At 39.9% G+C, this 14,407-nt stretch carries 17 protein-coding genes and 1 pseudogene; 6 read left to right on the top strand and 12 right to left on the bottom strand.

The window, feature by feature from the left end; genetic code table 11:
* Positions 1-96: 96 nt before the first annotated feature.
* From tnpA to leuS, 7 genes and pseudogenes are all read right to left on the bottom strand, one after another.
* Positions 97-504, bottom strand: a pseudogene (gene tnpA / locus ACLRYO_RS03305) (IS200/IS605 family transposase).
* A gap of 200 nt (positions 505-704) precedes the next feature.
* The gene (locus tag ACLRYO_RS03310; RefSeq protein WP_278457447.1) at positions 705-1,118 is read right to left on the bottom strand and encodes a YjdF family protein; all 414 of its coding nucleotides are present in this window, start codon (positions 1,116-1,118) and stop codon (positions 705-707) included.
* Between the two features lie 141 nt (positions 1,119-1,259).
* A complete protein-coding gene (locus tag ACLRYO_RS03315) occupies positions 1,260-2,207 on the bottom strand; it encodes an alpha/beta hydrolase family protein (protein ID WP_413084672.1) in 948 nt (315 codons plus the stop codon).
* Positions 2,204-2,344, bottom strand: a complete 141-nt coding sequence (locus tag ACLRYO_RS03320; RefSeq protein WP_081004987.1) for an acyl-CoA thioesterase/BAAT N-terminal domain-containing protein — start codon at positions 2,342-2,344, stop codon at positions 2,204-2,206. The genes ACLRYO_RS03315 and ACLRYO_RS03320 overlap by 4 nt, the downstream gene beginning before the upstream one ends.
* The gene (locus tag ACLRYO_RS03325) at positions 2,283-2,495 is read right to left on the bottom strand and encodes a hypothetical protein (RefSeq protein WP_413084677.1); all 213 of its coding nucleotides are present in this window, start codon (positions 2,493-2,495) and stop codon (positions 2,283-2,285) included. The genes ACLRYO_RS03320 and ACLRYO_RS03325 overlap by 62 nt, the downstream gene beginning before the upstream one ends.
* A gap of 44 nt (positions 2,496-2,539) precedes the next feature.
* Entirely contained in the window at positions 2,540-2,908 is a 369-nt protein-coding gene (locus tag ACLRYO_RS03330) for a MarR family winged helix-turn-helix transcriptional regulator (RefSeq protein ID WP_335743731.1), read from the bottom strand.
* 283 nt (positions 2,909-3,191) lie between these two features.
* On the bottom strand, positions 3,192-5,693 hold the full coding sequence (gene leuS, locus ACLRYO_RS03335) for a leucine--tRNA ligase (RefSeq protein WP_002947934.1): 2,502 nt from the start codon (positions 5,691-5,693) through the stop codon (positions 3,192-3,194).
* A 173-nt stretch (positions 5,694-5,866) separates the two neighbouring features.
* On the opposite strand from leuS, the gene ACLRYO_RS03340 reads away from it, so the two are divergent.
* The 3 genes from ACLRYO_RS03340 to ACLRYO_RS03350 all read left to right on the top strand — a co-directional run bounded on the left by ACLRYO_RS03340 (position 5,867) and on the right by ACLRYO_RS03350 (position 7,436).
* A complete protein-coding gene (locus ACLRYO_RS03340) occupies positions 5,867-6,631 on the top strand; it encodes a DeoR/GlpR family DNA-binding transcription regulator (RefSeq protein WP_014607925.1) in 765 nt (254 codons plus the stop codon).
* The gene (locus tag ACLRYO_RS03345; protein WP_014727310.1) at positions 6,609-6,842 is read left to right on the top strand and encodes an HAD family hydrolase; all 234 of its coding nucleotides are present in this window, start codon (positions 6,609-6,611) and stop codon (positions 6,840-6,842) included. Before ACLRYO_RS03340 ends, ACLRYO_RS03345 begins: the two co-directional genes overlap by 23 nt.
* Before the next feature lie 252 nt (positions 6,843-7,094).
* Entirely contained in the window at positions 7,095-7,436 is a 342-nt protein-coding gene (locus tag ACLRYO_RS03350; RefSeq protein ID WP_413084673.1) for an HAD hydrolase family protein, read from the top strand.
* A gap of 131 nt (positions 7,437-7,567) precedes the next feature.
* On the opposite strand, the gene ACLRYO_RS03355 is transcribed toward ACLRYO_RS03350, so the two are convergent.
* The 5 genes from ACLRYO_RS03355 to pbp2a all read right to left on the bottom strand — a co-directional run bounded on the left by ACLRYO_RS03355 (position 7,568) and on the right by pbp2a (position 11,627).
* The gene (locus ACLRYO_RS03355) at positions 7,568-8,056 is read right to left on the bottom strand and encodes a phosphatase PAP2 family protein (protein WP_014607924.1); all 489 of its coding nucleotides are present in this window, start codon (positions 8,054-8,056) and stop codon (positions 7,568-7,570) included.
* Positions 8,057-8,177: 121 nt separating this feature from the next.
* On the bottom strand, positions 8,178-8,717 hold the full coding sequence (gene nusG / locus ACLRYO_RS03360; protein WP_002883644.1) for a transcription termination/antitermination protein NusG: 540 nt from the start codon (positions 8,715-8,717) through the stop codon (positions 8,178-8,180).
* A gap of 196 nt (positions 8,718-8,913) precedes the next feature.
* Positions 8,914-9,090 (bottom strand): preprotein translocase subunit SecE, encoded by a 177-nt coding sequence (secE, locus tag ACLRYO_RS03365; protein WP_011680694.1) that lies wholly within the window; start codon positions 9,088-9,090, stop codon positions 8,914-8,916.
* 8 nt (positions 9,091-9,098) lie between these two features.
* On the bottom strand, positions 9,099-9,251 hold the full coding sequence (gene rpmG / locus ACLRYO_RS03370; protein ID WP_002946904.1) for a 50S ribosomal protein L33: 153 nt from the start codon (positions 9,249-9,251) through the stop codon (positions 9,099-9,101).
* Between the two features lie 48 nt (positions 9,252-9,299).
* Positions 9,300-11,627: a penicillin-binding protein PBP2A gene (gene pbp2a, locus ACLRYO_RS03375; RefSeq protein WP_014607923.1), complete on the bottom strand. Its 2,328-nt coding sequence runs from the start codon at positions 11,625-11,627 to the stop codon at positions 9,300-9,302.
* A 65-nt stretch (positions 11,628-11,692) separates the two neighbouring features.
* On the opposite strand from pbp2a, the gene ACLRYO_RS03380 reads away from it, so the two are divergent.
* The 3 genes from ACLRYO_RS03380 to ACLRYO_RS03390 all read left to right on the top strand — a co-directional run bounded on the left by ACLRYO_RS03380 (position 11,693) and on the right by ACLRYO_RS03390 (position 13,382).
* On the top strand, positions 11,693-12,565 hold the full coding sequence (locus tag ACLRYO_RS03380; protein ID WP_014607922.1) for an RluA family pseudouridine synthase: 873 nt from the start codon (positions 11,693-11,695) through the stop codon (positions 12,563-12,565).
* Between the two features lie 179 nt (positions 12,566-12,744).
* The gene (locus tag ACLRYO_RS03385) at positions 12,745-13,077 is read left to right on the top strand and encodes a TM2 domain-containing protein (protein ID WP_011680691.1); all 333 of its coding nucleotides are present in this window, start codon (positions 12,745-12,747) and stop codon (positions 13,075-13,077) included.
* 68 nt (positions 13,078-13,145) lie between these two features.
* The gene (locus ACLRYO_RS03390; protein WP_224102989.1) at positions 13,146-13,382 is read left to right on the top strand and encodes a DUF2752 domain-containing protein; all 237 of its coding nucleotides are present in this window, start codon (positions 13,146-13,148) and stop codon (positions 13,380-13,382) included.
* The last annotated feature ends 1,025 nt before the right edge of the window (positions 13,383-14,407 follow it).

The following is a 14,407-nucleotide window of genomic DNA, read 5'->3' on the forward strand; positions in this document are numbered from 1 at the left end:
TACCACTGGCTGCCCCCTACTCGGGGGCTTTTATTTTGCCTATTTTACCGGCTCACCCGTAAACGGGTCGGTGTATTCTTTAAAGTTTAATCTATCTTATGCTATATCTTCTTGTAGTTGATTGCGAATATACTCTTTTATCGCTCCTCCATATCGTCCCACCGTATCCACATAATATCCTCTACACCAAAAATGTCTATTTCCATACTTATATTTTAAATTTGCGTGTTTATCGAATATCATGAGGCTACTTTTGCTTTTTAAATATCCCATAAAACTCGATATGCTTAAATGTGGTGGAATCGTTACTAGCATATGGATATGATCTGGACAGCATTCTGCCTCGATAATTTCTACATTTTTTCTCTTACATAAATCTCTTAGAATTTTACCTACATCAGCTTTTATCCGACCATAAATTATTTATCTTCTATATTTTGGAGCAAAAACAATATGATATTTACATCTCCATTTACTATGTGATAAGCTTTTTACGTCATTCATTGACAGTGAACCTCCTATGTTAAAATGTTGTGGTTGCCAGACCAACTCCATTCTAGCACTAGGAGGTTCTTTCCTTTTCACTAAGAATTTTTACTGACCCCCAGTTTAACTGGGGGTTTAGTCATGCCTATTCGGCGTACAAGTAAAAACAGCTCTTTTTATACGAAAAGAGCTGTTCTATTTTATGAAAGAGAAAGTCACTAGTGACCTTTGTGCTTCTCTCTACGTTTTTGCTGTTTGCGTTCAAATTTCTCTTGTTTGAGCAATTGCTTTTGGACACTAGATTGATGTTTTGAGATCTTTTTCCTTTCCTCATACTGCAACTGCAATAGTTCTTTCGACTTAGAAGAAACTTTCTGCTTTACCTGCTTCTTTACAACACGTTGTAGACGTTTCGGATTCTTAATCTTCACATACTGTTTGACTGTTGACTCTGAACTAAAAGATAAGCGAGCAAACTGAGTTTGTAAAATCTCAAGAATTTCATCATCTTTCGGTTCCTGACCAAATGTCACACGACAAACTTGATAAGTTTCCTGATACACTTGTTCAAACAATCCATGCCAAAATCCATCTTCAAAATAAACTGTTAATCCAATTGAAATTGTTTCCACGACAGCACCTCCTTAAATCTATCCCTAAGAATGGACAACCAAGGAGGAAGGTTACTGATAGGCTTGCCTACGTCTGGACTACCAACCAGAACTGTGTTTTTATCTTAGTTGGGACTATTATAGCATATTTATAATCTTCTTTTATTGCTTTTTCAAATGCCTATCAAAAAAATGAATCGTAGCCAACCAAAAATCCTCACTCTCTTTCATCAGTAAACGCCAATCTTTTCGATAACGATGATTTGGTTGATAAGCCACCGTCAACATGTGACCTGTTTCATGATATTTTTTAAATGTAATGTAGTGTCCTTTATAATGTGAGACAATATCATCAATTGCTGACGAAGCATCCCATATTTCATCAACAGTACTTCCGAGCAACAAGATTGGTGAATGCATTTGACCAATATCTATCCTAGCAGAGCAATCTTTAGGGAAATCTTTTCTAAAAAGTTTACTGAACAAAAAATCTCTAAATCGAAACTTTTGATAGGGAAGTTCTTTTTGCAAATGCGTCCAAGAAGAAGTATGAGAGTTCCATTTCCCTTCTATCCCTTCATACACCACATCAGAGGGTGAATTTAGTACCAAACATTGAACGTCATTAAAAAGGATCTCCTCAACTAAAACCAATTCTGCTCCCTTAGATCGTCCATAGATTCCAATTCTTTCACTATCTACTTGAGGGTACTGACGTAGATAACTCTTTGCCTCCACAAGGCACTCTAAAGGAATACGTTTCAAATGTTTTGGCAACCCCTCTAAACCAAAGTAGGCAATTGCTAAACAAATATAACCTCTAGAAGAGAGAAGCTGAGCTATATTCTGTGCCTTTTCAATCCTTCCTTCACTACCGCTCACAATAATCAATGCTGGTGCTTTCATTGCCTTTTTATCATAAAAGAGTCTCCCTTGAAAATGTTTCCCGTAAATATCTTGATGACTAATTTGCGAACTCATATAATGTCTTGTGAAAGTTCTCTCTGCAATGACAGTATTTCCTTGCATAATTTTGATTCCCACAAAAAAATGATCTAATAAGGGAATTTTAGAAAGAGAGTTTGGAAGTTTCTTTCTCTTATTGGTCAAGGGCTTGGCATTAAAAATAGTCCCATTGTTGAAATACCTTCATACGAGCCAGAACAAGATGGGGTTTGTGAGATATTAATAATACCATTCGTATCTGTCTGATACAAAAGTCGCTGTTGATTTCCATAAAACATCATGAGCTAAACGCATGGGAGCATTGATACAATAATAATCAGATAGAAACATTTCGACTCGATATGTTTCTCTTGGTTTTAAGTCATTGATGACAATATTAAAAGATTCATCTGCTAACTCAGACGCTGAGATAAGTTCAATTTGCATATTCATATCTTCCTCTTTTTGTTAATATGATTAACAATATGGTTTTAAAATTACCGTGATTTTTTCCACGGTAATTCTCGCCACACCTGTTCAACATCATCCAGCAGTTTCATAACCATTTGAAGGTCCTCCTCACTATAGTTTCTTAAAATTGAAAAAATGGCTTTTTCAATATGTTCTTGCTGCTCTTTATGGATGTTAAAAACCTCAACCCCTTTTTTAGATAATATCAGATATTTATTTTTTTCATTATCCTGTGCAAATTCAAAAGAAACGAGGTCTTTCTTGATTAAACATCTAACACTCTGAGTGACGGCACTCCTTGATACTTCAAGCAACCCAGATAATTTCACTAGATTCACAGGCTGATTCCGACCTATTAGGTCAATCAAACGGACTTCATTAATAGTGTGATTGATTTATCAATACTTATTCCTATGCTGGTCCTTTTTCAACCGTTCAAAGGCTAAAGCAAAGCTATTAAAACATTTATTAAACTTATGCAGTTCTTTCTTATTCATAGTTTCCTTCTTTTTGTTAATGGTATTACAAAATATCGTTTTCTTGTCAAGAAGAGTAAAAAATCCTCCAGAGTCTAACTCTAGAGGATTCATTTCTTATTCCACAACAATATAAATGGAGTTTAGTTAGCTCAAACAGTTTGGGGAACTGTTTAAGGTTGCAAATCAGCAAACAAATTGGTTATTTCACAACAATGTTCACAAGCTTGTTCGGTACCGCAATTACTTTCACGATTTCCTTGCCATCAATCTCTGCTTTGACTTTTTCGTCAGCCAGAGCCACTTCTTGCAATTCTTCGCGTGAAAGGTCTTTAGCGACCATGAGTTTAGCACGGACTTTTCCTTTGATTTGGACGACGATTTCGATTTCGTCTTCAACTAATTTGCTTTCGTCCCAAGTTGGCCAAGCCACATAAGAGATTGACTCACCTGTTGCTGTAAGAGTTTGCCAGAGTTCTTCTGCCAAGTGAGGCGCAAATGGGGCAATCAATTGGACAAAGCCTTTGGCATAATCCACATAGAGTTTGTCTTCCTTGTTAGCCGCGTTAACAAAGACCATGAGTTGAGCAATGGCTGTGTTGAATTTCATCAACTCAATTTGCTCAGTGACAGATTTAACGGTTTCGTTATAAACTTTGTCAAGACCACCATTATTTTCCGCAACGATTTCTTTACTTGTAATCAAACGGTAAACACGATCAAGGAATTTACGACTTCCCTCCAAGCCTTCTTCTGACCAAGCGATAGAAGCATCGAGTGGTCCCATGAACATTTCATAGACACGAAGGGTATCAGCACCATATTGTTCCACCACATCGTCTGGGTTAACCACGTTCTTGAGGGATTTAGACATCTTGGCTGGTGCTTGCTCCAACTCTTCTCCTGTTTCCACATGGAAGAAGGAACCATCACGTTTTTCAACCTTGTCAGTCGCCACAAGAGCACCACGGTGGTCACGGTAGCTTGTTCCCAAGATCATTCCTTGGTTAAAGAGTTTTTGGAATGGTTCTTTAGTTGGAACGACACCGAGGTCATAGAGGAATTTGTGCCAGAAACGAGCGTAAAGCAAGTGAAGAACGGCGTGTTCTGCACCACCCACGTAGATATCGACTGGCAACCATTGTTTGAGGAGGTCCTCATCTGCCAATTTTTCTGTGTTATGTGGGTCGATATAGCGAAGGTAGTACCAGCTTGAACCTGCCCATTGTGGCATGGTGTTGGTTTCACGACGACCTTTGACCCCATCTTCACGAGTCACTTCAAGCCAGTCTGTCAAGTTAGCCAATGGACTTTCACCAGTACCTGAAGGACGGATGTCCTTGGTTACTGGCAAGACAAGTGGCAATTCGCTTTCTGGAACGGCTGTTGAAGTGCCATCTTCCCAATGAATGATTGGGATTGGTTCACCCCAGTAACGTTGACGGCTAAAGAGCCAGTCGCGGAGACGGTAAGTGATTTTTTCTTGACCAAAGCCTTTTTCTTCCAACCAAGCTACAATTTTAGCAATAGCTTCTTCTTTGTTAAGCCCGTTCAAGAAGTCAGAGTTGACATGAGGACCGTCTTCTGTGTAAGCTGCTTCTTCAACGTTGCCACCTTCAAGTACTTCTACGATTGGAAGACCAAACTGTTTAGCAAATTCCCAGTCACGCTCATCGTGAGCAGGTACGGCCATAACTGCACCTGTTCCGTAGCTAGCGAGAACGTAGTCCGCAATCCAGATTGGAATTTCTCTACCGTTAACAGGGTTTATAGCATAAGCTCCAGTCCAAACCCCTGTTTTTTCCTTGGCAAGGTCGGTACGAGCCAAGTCTGATTTAAGGCTAGCTTGGTGTTTGTAGTTAGCTACAGCCTCAGCTTGTTCAGGACTTGTGATAGCATCTACTAAGTCATGCTCAGGCGCCAAAACAGTGAAAGTCGCACCGAAAAGGGTATCCGGACGTGTCGTAAAGACGGTGAATTCCTTGTCAGTACCTTTCACTTTGAAGGTGACATTGGCACCAGTTGATTTACCAATCCAGTTGCGTTGCATGTCCTTGATAGACTCTGGCCAATCCAACTCATCCAAGTCATTGAGCAATCGCTCTGCATAAGCAGTGATTTTAAGCATCCATTGGCGCATTGGTTTACGGACAACTGGATAGCCACCACGCTCAGAAGTTCCGTCCGGAAGGACTTCTTCATTGGCGATAGCTGTTCCTAGTTCCTCAACCCAGTTTACTGGTACTTCCGCCTCATAAGCCAAACCTTTTTCGTAAAGCTTGGTGAAAATCCACTGCGTCCACTTATAGTAGTTTGGATCTGTTGTGTTGATTTCACGATCCCAGTCGTAAGAGAATCCAAGCGCGTTGATTTGACGTTTGAAGTTGGCAATATTTTCCGCTGTAAAGTCAGCTGGATCATTACCAGTATCCATAGCATATTGCTCAGCAGGCAAACCAAAAGCATCCCATCCCATTGGGTGAAGGACGTTATAGCCTTGGGCACGCTTGAAACGGCTAAGGATATCTGTCGCTGTGTAGCCTTCTGGGTGTCCTACGTGAAGACCCGCTCCAGATGGGTAAGGGAACATGTCAAGCGCATAAAACTTAGGTTTTGAAGCATCTGTTCCTGTCTTAAATGTATGATGGTCAGCCCAGTATTTTTGCCACTTAGGCTCGATTTCTTTATGATTGTAAAAACTCATGGTTTCTCTCCAATATTCGTAATGCTTCTATTATAGCATTTTTGAAGGATTTTTAAAGATAGTAAGAGAAGTTTACGAGGTAACTTGAACCTGGCTTAGTTTGCGTTTTTTTGCATTTTTATATACAAAAAACGTAAAAAGATACTATACTAATATCAGAAAGCAGGTGACTCATGTATCAGGAACAACGATTTGAGAGAATTTTGATGCTCTTGGAAGAGCGAGGAAACCTATCTGTCAAAGAAATGGTTGATGAATTAGGAGTTTCCAAAGATACTGTCAGAAGAGATTTTTATTGTCTCAGCCAGAGGAATCTGGCTCAACGTACCCATGGCGGTATTCTTCCAGTTAAAAACACCAGTGTTCTTTGCTTCCAAGAACGTCAGAAAGGACTCACAGAAGATAAGAAAAAAATGGCAGACCTGGCGCTTAGCTTCATCAAAGAACAATCTCTACTTTTTTTCGATGTTTCTACCTTGATGCTTGAAGTTTCACAAAAATTAACTAAGAACGTCACTGTTTACTCCCACTCCTTGGATAATGCCTTGGTCCTAAGTGGTAAGGAAGGGATTGATTTTCATCTCTTGGGAGGCAAATTCTACACTAAAAACCGCTTCTACTACTCGATTCACGAAGCACAGATCTTGCAACATCTACAATTTGACTTAGCCTTCTTTGGAGTGGCTAGTCTCAGTCAAGGATTGGTTAGCTTTGAAGATAAAGAAGACGTTGCCGTCAAACAGCTAGCCTTGCAAGCTACTAGAACTAAGATACTTATTGCTGAATCTGACAAATATGAAAAGCATTCCAAATATATCTTGGGTAAACTTGAGGACTTTGACTATTGGATTACAGATAAGGAGCCTGAGTCTGATATAGTTGAAACACTTAAAGATAAAGTAATAATCTTATATGATGGAAAGGATAGCGATTATTAGTAAAATTCGTTTGATTATCAGCGATATTGATGGGACTATTCTCACTAGTAACCACCAGGTAGATGATCAACTGATTGAAGTCATGCCAGAGCTTGAAAAGGCGAAGATACCTTTTGTTTTAGCTTCTGTCCATTCTCCACTAGGAATGCAACCAATTGCTCATAAACTAGGACTTCATGACAATCCTATCACCTGCTACAACGGGGCCTAGTACTTGAGGATGATCGTACTATCATAGAACATCCTGTGGATAAATCCGAAACTCGAATATTTATTAACTACTTATCCACAGACTATCCAAGTGTTTCTGTGAATATCCACTCTGGCAAGGATTGGATTACCAACCAACTAAACAAATGGTCTCAGTTGGAAGCAAGTATCACAGGTGAATCTCCTATTATTAAGGAACTCCAAGACACTGTCTCAGATTCAAAGCCTTCTATCCACAAGCTATTGTTGATTGATGAGCCTGAAGTTTATCCAGGACCTCCACCAAAAACTCCTAAGCATGGGTTTTCCACAGACAGTCTTCTACTTATCCAAAGATAACTACTTAGAAGTCACTGCCAAGCACGTTTCTAAAGAACATGCTCTCCTTGAGGTTGCCAAATATTATGACATTCCTCTTGAACAGATTATGACTATTGGTGATAATTTCAACGATAGTCCTATGCTCGCTCTGGCTAGCCTAGGAGTTGCTATGGTCAATGCACCTGAGGGAGTCAAGAAGTCTGAAAATCTAGTGACTGCCTCAAATGATCAACATGGAGTAACACAAGCTATCATAGAGCATGTTTTAAACTAAGCCAATATCGAATGGTGGGAACAACCTTTAATCGCCAACTCGAATTTTAGAACAAGAGAAAAGGTCCCCAAAGGGTCCTTTTCTTTTTTCAATGAAAAAAGCCCTCCTCTCTCGAAGAAGACCAAAAATTTCTAAAGGTAAAGAAGGAGGCCAACAAGAATTCCAATGACATAGCCTGCCAAAACATCACTAGGATAATGAACACCACCTAGCACGCGCAAGATAGCCAAAATTGCTGCGAGAAAAAGCATAGTCCCACCTAGCCACGGATTAAGCAATAAGGTAAACATGGCAATGGTCGTTGCTGAAAAAACATGACGGCTAGGAAATGACTTGCCAAGACTATCCTTTTTAATAAGAGGCTGAATGTCCCAGGTCTGATAAGGGCGTGGGCGATTATAAAGGCTACGACCAAGAGAAAGCAGAAAAAAGCCTTCTCCCATAATAAGCACTGTCGTAAAAAGAACAAACCAGCCATGCCTCAGCCAAACCAAAATAAGAAATATAGGAAAAAGCAGGTAAAAAGTCCTTGTTATAGCCTTGTTCAATCCTCCCAAGACCTTAGCATAAGGACGCAATGGACCGCTAATCTTATCGTAAAATTGTTTATAATTCATCATCCGTTAGAAAAAGGGAGTGACACAGAACTAAATTTAAAAATCTAGATTCTAGTCTCTCCCCCATGTTTAATGAGATAGTCTTACGAGGTTGAAGCTCCTGGTTCCAACCTTTTTGACTATTTTAAAGTTCAGCGATTTGGTAGAGTTCAAGCTCAGCAGCTGTTTCTGAACCAAACATGTTAATCATGATTTTAACCTTGTTGTTTTCAATTTCGACAACACGGCCTTCTTGCCCCATAAAGGCACCATCGATGATTTGAACCACGTCACCAACCTTGATATTCGTATCAAAGACATCAACTGTTTGACCCATTGAAATCAAGATTTGACGGATTTCTTCTTCCAAAAGTGGTGTTGGTTTAGAACGGTTTCCGTGTGAACCAACGAAACCAGTAACGTTTGGAGTATTACGAACAACAAACCATGCTTCGTCTGTCATTACCATCTCAACAAGAACGTAACCAGGGAAGCGGTTTTCTTCCACTTCTTTAACTTTACCGTTTTTCTCAACATTGACAGTTTGAGTTGGGATTTCAACACGCAAGATATTTTCAAGCATGTTATAAGTTTGAGCTCGTTGCAAAAGATTTTCTTTAACTTTATTTTCGTATCCTGAATACGTTTGAAGGACGAACCAGCCCTTGTCGAATGAATCTAGCATTTTAGGATTCCTTTCTTTGTTCTAAATGACATTTAAACATGACCATCAATATTCGAGGCGCAAGCGTTAAATGTAAATGAATGCCTATGTTTTAATTCAAAGCGTAATAAAAAAGCCTGGAGGCCCTTGTTCTCGCTTTTATCTGCATTTATTATAACAAAAAAGAGCAAGCATGCCCACTCTTTTTATGTTTTCTTTAGAAAAAGTTAATCAGTGCTGACATAGTGCGACTCAACAATTCATCAAACGCATAGATGATGACAGTGAAGAATGCAGTATACTCAAGAACTGAACTAAAATCGTGCCAGCGTTGTTTACGCTCTGGCCAAGTCGTGTCTTTCAAGACTTTGAAAATACTTCCGGTTTGTCTCACGGTGTCTCCTATCTTGTTTCTTTATGCAAGGTATATTTTTTACAATTTTTGCAAAACTTGTTCACTTCTAGTCGTGTTGGTTTGGGAGTGCTACTAACACTAATCGAGTAGTTTCGGTTCCCACAATCTGCACACGCTAGGCTTGCTTTTTTCTGTGCCATAACGCCTCCGTTCTTTTTATCTTACCACTTTTAAACTTAATTGACAAGCTATCTGAATAGACCTGAGAAGGAGTCTGAGAGCTTATCCCATAGGCTGCTTGCTTGATCTTTTACATCATTGACAACGTCTGAAGCCTTGTCTGTCCATGACTTATTATTGCTATTACGTGAATCGTTTGGATTTGCTGTATAATCTAAGGTTTGACCATCAGCCGCATAGGCATTTTCAACGGTAAACTCATTACCTGGTGTATTTGGCAAAACATCTGCAGCGATATAGCTGAAAATAGTTGAAGCCGTTCCTGAGCTTGCTCCTGTTAAGTAGTGATTCTCGTCAGTCTTATCAAAACCAATCCAAGTCGTTATAACCACATCAGGAGTATAGCCAATTACCCACTGGTCACTGGTCAAATCTTTGTTAAACTCGGCCTGAACAGTACCTGTCTTACCTGCCATAGTGTAACCCGTGTAGTTGGCATTAACAGCGGAACCATTTGAGAAGGTACCGAGCATCATGCTAGTCATCTGGTTAGCTACAGACTGGCTGATAATACGTTTAGACTTCTTACTATGGGTAGCAATGATATCACCACTAGCATTTTCAATTTTAGTGATAAAATAAGCTGTATTCATCTCCCCACCATTGGCAAAGGTCGCATAAGCCTGAGCCATTTGTAGAGGACTAGCTGTCACACCACCACCGAGTGCAATCCCTAATTCTTCTGGAACATTATCAAAGTTAAGACCAAATTTCTGACCGTAACTAATCCCTTTTTGTATACCGATTTGGTTAAAGAGATAAACTGCCGGAATATTGTAAGAGTTGGCCAAAGCTTGATACATGGGCACATCATCAGTCTCAATACCACCATAGTTGGTTGGGGTATAGCCATTGTAATCAATTGGCGTATTAGGTAGGTCCTTATTGATGCTCCACCCTGAAGCCAGAGCTGGAGCATAAACCACCAAAGGTTTGATTGTCGAACCAGGACTACGCTTCCCTTGGGTTGCATAGTTGAAATTACGGAAGGTTGTATCACCTGTACCACCTACACGACCTACCAAACCACGAACCGCTCCAGTTGATGGATCAAGTGCTACACTAGCTGACTGGGCTGTGCTACCATCACTTTCTGACGTGGGAAAGAGATAACTATTTTCATAAGTCTGCTGCATATTAGCCTGTGAGTTGGCATCCATCTCTGTATAGATTTTGTAGCCATTTTTAACAATTTCATCCTCACTCAAGCCATAAGTCTTAGTAGCTTCTTCAATGACAGCATCAAAGTAAGACGGATACCTATAGTCATCACCAGTCCCTTGATAAGTATCAACCAAGCGACTAGCCATATCAACTCCAGCTGCACTATCAGCATCAGCTTGACTCAACTTCTCATCATCTACCATATTGGCAAGGACAGTGTTTCGGCGGTTGGTTGCATTTTGGATATTATCAATCGGATTGTAAATTTCAGGTCCCTTAAGCATACCTGCAAGTGTCGCTGCCTCATCCACCGTTAGATTGGCAGCACTTGTCCCAAAGTATTTTTGGCTGGCGTCTTCAACACCCCAAACACCGTTTCCGAAGTAGGCATTATTGAGATACATGGTAAGGATTTCTTGCTTGCTGTATTTCTTGGTTAGTTCCAAAGAAAGAAAGAATTCCTTGGCCTTACGAGTTACTGTCTGTTCCTGAGTCAAAAAGGCATTTTTAGCCAACTGTTGTGTGATGGTCGAACCACCACCAAATCGGCCCATAGAAACAATGGCTAGGAGGAAACGTTTGACGTTAATCCCACTATTTTTGTAAAAGGTACGATCCTCCGTTGCAATGACGGCATTTTCTAAGCTATCACTAATAGCATCTAGCTCCACATAGGTCCCTTTTTGCCCTGACAGTGAACCAGCTTGATTGCCTTCTTTGTCATAGATAACCGTAGTAGCCTTCAAGGCATCCTGAAGATCTGAGACATTGGTCGTCTTAGCGATATAGAAGAGATAGGAGCCTACTGTCAGAACCAACACGGCTACCAAGATAAAGAGAATTTTACCAATATGATAGCGACGCCAGAAACGGCGAATAGGATTTCTTGGCGAAAGAGTGAACTTGCTCAAGAAAGCCCGAACCTTACCTAAGGGTTTGGTCGTGTCAATAGGTTTCTTTTGCTTAGAACGTTGGTAACGTGAAGTCTCTTGGCTTTCTCGTGACATGTCAAGTTCTTCAACGGCTTGTTCAACTTCATCAGGCTTCTTGGCAAAAAGACCTTTTATCCTATCTTGTAAATCCTTCGATTTTCCAGCAGGCTGGGATTCCTTACCCTTCCCGCTAGTTTCTTCTTTAAAAAGTTTGTTTTTTAGATTATCAAAAAGTGTCATAAACCTATTATACCAAGTTTTTACAGGTTCTGTCCTCTTCTAAACGTTCATGATATAATGAAACTATGACTTTACACGTAGAAATTATCAATCCCTACCCTGCAACAACTGTCAAAGAATTACTAGAAACCAAACTCCTCATTCCTCGTAAGATTCGTCATTTCCTACGCACGAAAAAACATGTCCTTATCAATGGAGAAACTATTAATTGGCAGAGTCCTGTTAAAGAAGGTGATAGGATTAGCCTGACCTTTGACACAGAGGACTATCCTAATAAAACTATCCCTATGGGAGATGCCAATTTGGTAAAGCCTCTCTATGAGGATTCGCATATCATCGTGGTCAATAAGCCTGAAGGAATGAAGACGCATGGCAATAAACCCACAGAAATCGCTCTTCTTAACCATGTTTCGGCTTATTGTGGGCAAACCTGTTACGTCGTTCATCGACTAGATATGGAAACTAGTGGAGCTGTGCTTTTCGCTAAAAATCCGTTTATCCTGCCAATTCTTAACCGGCTTTTAGAAGATAAGATGATTCAGCGTCAATACTGGGCATTGACTGAAGGTAAATTTCAGACCAAGAAAACTGTTTATAAGGACAAGATTGGACGCGACCGCCACGATCGTAGAAAACGGGTGGTGGATCCTCGAAAAGGGCAGAGTGCGTATACAACCGTCACACGTCTCAAAACCTTTGAAGGAGCCAGTCTGGTCAACTGCCAACTAAAAACCGGCCGAACTCACCAAATTCGTGTGCATCTGTCCCATCACGGTCATGCTATTCTGGGGGACCCACTTTACAGTCATCAGCCAGCATCTAGACTCATGCTACACGCCCACTCCCTTAGCTTCACTCACCCCTTAACACTCGAAAAAGTCACTGTTAAGGTTAAATCAGAAAGTTTTGAACAAGTGTTGAGAAATCACAAATCATAAAAGCAAACTCACTCTCAAACATAGTGCGAAAGGATTATCCTAATGATCTTCTCGTTATAAGACAGCGGAACCTTGCAAATAAGTTGCTTTTATTGATTTCGAAAGCCTTGACTACCTTGAATCTCCTTTACATTATGTTATCCTTTACGTATAATTTAAAATTTTAGGAGTATTTAATTATGAATCTGGTCGATCAATGGCTAGCAATTAACGCTAAGTATTTCCCAACAGAACAAGTTCAGTACATCCGCCAACGTCTTGAGGCACTTCCTGAACAGCAACTTTCACTGCTTTACTCAATCAGCTTCCAAGATCCTACGATGATGCTCGTCATCTCACTCTTTGGTGGTTCTCTTGGAATCGACCGCTTTATGTTGGGGCAAGTTGGTCTTGGTATCGGTAAACTTTTGACATGTGGTGGTTGTGGTATCTGGTCAATCGTTGACTGGTTTCTCATCATGGATGCTACTCGCCAATCAAACGCTCAAAAACTTTTTGCTGTTATTGGGTAATGAAAAACTATTTCACACGCTTGTGGGCCTACCACCAGCATTTTTTTAGATTATATCTCTTAGTTTTAATGGCAATTTATGGAGTCTACCTTTTACATCTCCCAACACCACTCAACCTTATCCTAAAACCATTTGGACTCAAGGGGTGGAGCGCAGGTCTGACACGCGCTAGTGTTAGACTCTTACACCTAGATTGGCAAGGAGCCTGGGACTATAATCCACTGATATATCCTCTAGTGGTCTATATCTTAACCTATTTCTTTCTCTTTCCCATCTTTAGTGACAAAAAGATTATAGAGAAATAAACTGTCCTATCCAACTCCCATTGCATATCCCTTACACTATTGCTATAATTGTAAGCATCAAAATTTATAATCGAAACAAATGGAGTTTAACTATATGAAACAACAAGATTGGATTGATTTTTTCCAAGCAGTCCACGGACGTAATCCAAGTATCCAAGAAATGGCTGAAGCAGCCAATCGAGGCGAATTTGTCTGAGAAACCCCCAAACAAACTGTCAAAGCAACAAAAAAACTCTCACAAAAAGAGACTGTAGAAAAGACGCAAAACTCAGAAACTGTTGAACATACAGAACCTGAACCATCAGCAGAGACTGTAGAAACTGTCAAAAATGATGTTGACAATTATGATGTCACTGAAGAATCCTTGGATGATTCTAGTATCGATGAAAGACAAACTTTCCAAACTCCTAACATAGGTCAAGAAGCTCCAACAGCCAACTTTCAAGAACAAATAAATCCAATACAAGACACTACTAATAAGCCTTTAAATTCCTTTGCCTAACAAGCTCATGCAAGCTTCCCACAAACAAACAGCACTTCTTAATGAGGCTTGGAAGAAGCCAGAAAAGAAATCTCAAACAAACCTCATCATGATAGCCATCGCTACCATACCAGTTATCCTTTGGACTCTTGGATGGTTCTTACTTGGAGTTATTGGAGACGATTCTAGCATGGGATTAGGTTTGACATTTTGGACTTTGATTGTGGGTCTACCAGCAATAATTATTGACATCCTACCAGCACTTCTAAACAAAACAGAAAAGAAATGGCTAATCTTTCTTTTCTCAATACTGTTAAGCTGGACTTTCATTGGATAGATCATCTTGCTTATTATTTCTATCAATACGAATAAGGAAGCAGAACGCACTAGATAGCAACAAATTATGATGCAGATGTCAGGTAAACAAGGAAGTTCTGATATGTTTAACCCTTTTCATTAATTAACAATAACTAATAAAAAAAAAAACTCAGAAAAAGTTTTGTACTGACCCCAAAAAATTAGACAACTAATTTATCCAAAGGAT

The organism is Veillonella parvula, from assembly GCF_047241225.1.
GTDB classification, from domain to species: Bacteria; Bacillota; Negativicutes; order Veillonellales; family Veillonellaceae; genus Veillonella; species Veillonella parvula_O.

What these genes read in the sequence shown, in the direction of transcription:
- ACLRYO_RS03320 (WP_081004987.1), bottom strand. Translation starts at nt 2,344, where the DNA reads ATGATGTTTTATGGAAATCAACAGCGACTTTTGTATCAGACAGATACG.
- ACLRYO_RS03325 (WP_413084677.1), bottom strand. Translation starts at nt 2,495, where the DNA reads ATGAATATGCAAATTGAACTTATCTCAGCGTCTGAGTTAGCAGATGAA.
- leuS (WP_002947934.1), bottom strand. Translation starts at nt 5,693, where the DNA reads ATGAGTTTTTACAATCATAAAGAAATCGAGCCTAAGTGGCAAAAATAC.
- ACLRYO_RS03340 (WP_014607925.1), top strand. Translation starts at nt 5,867, where the DNA reads ATGTATCAGGAACAACGATTTGAGAGAATTTTGATGCTCTTGGAAGAG.
- ACLRYO_RS03345 (WP_014727310.1), top strand. Translation starts at nt 6,609, where the DNA reads ATGGAAAGGATAGCGATTATTAGTAAAATTCGTTTGATTATCAGCGAT.
- ACLRYO_RS03350 (WP_413084673.1), top strand. Translation starts at nt 7,095, where the DNA reads ATGAGCCTGAAGTTTATCCAGGACCTCCACCAAAAACTCCTAAGCATG.
- ACLRYO_RS03355 (WP_014607924.1), bottom strand. Translation starts at nt 8,056, where the DNA reads ATGATGAATTATAAACAATTTTACGATAAGATTAGCGGTCCATTGCGT.
- nusG (WP_002883644.1), bottom strand. Translation starts at nt 8,717, where the DNA reads ATGCTAGATTCATTCGACAAGGGCTGGTTCGTCCTTCAAACGTATTCA.
- rpmG (WP_002946904.1), bottom strand. Translation starts at nt 9,251, where the DNA reads ATGGCACAGAAAAAAGCAAGCCTAGCGTGTGCAGATTGTGGGAACCGA.
- pbp2a (WP_014607923.1), bottom strand. Translation starts at nt 11,627, where the DNA reads ATGACACTTTTTGATAATCTAAAAAACAAACTTTTTAAAGAAGAAACT.
- ACLRYO_RS03380 (WP_014607922.1), top strand. Translation starts at nt 11,693, where the DNA reads ATGACTTTACACGTAGAAATTATCAATCCCTACCCTGCAACAACTGTC.
- ACLRYO_RS03385 (WP_011680691.1), top strand. Translation starts at nt 12,745, where the DNA reads ATGAATCTGGTCGATCAATGGCTAGCAATTAACGCTAAGTATTTCCCA.
- ACLRYO_RS03390 (WP_224102989.1), top strand. Translation starts at nt 13,146, where the DNA reads ATGGCAATTTATGGAGTCTACCTTTTACATCTCCCAACACCACTCAAC.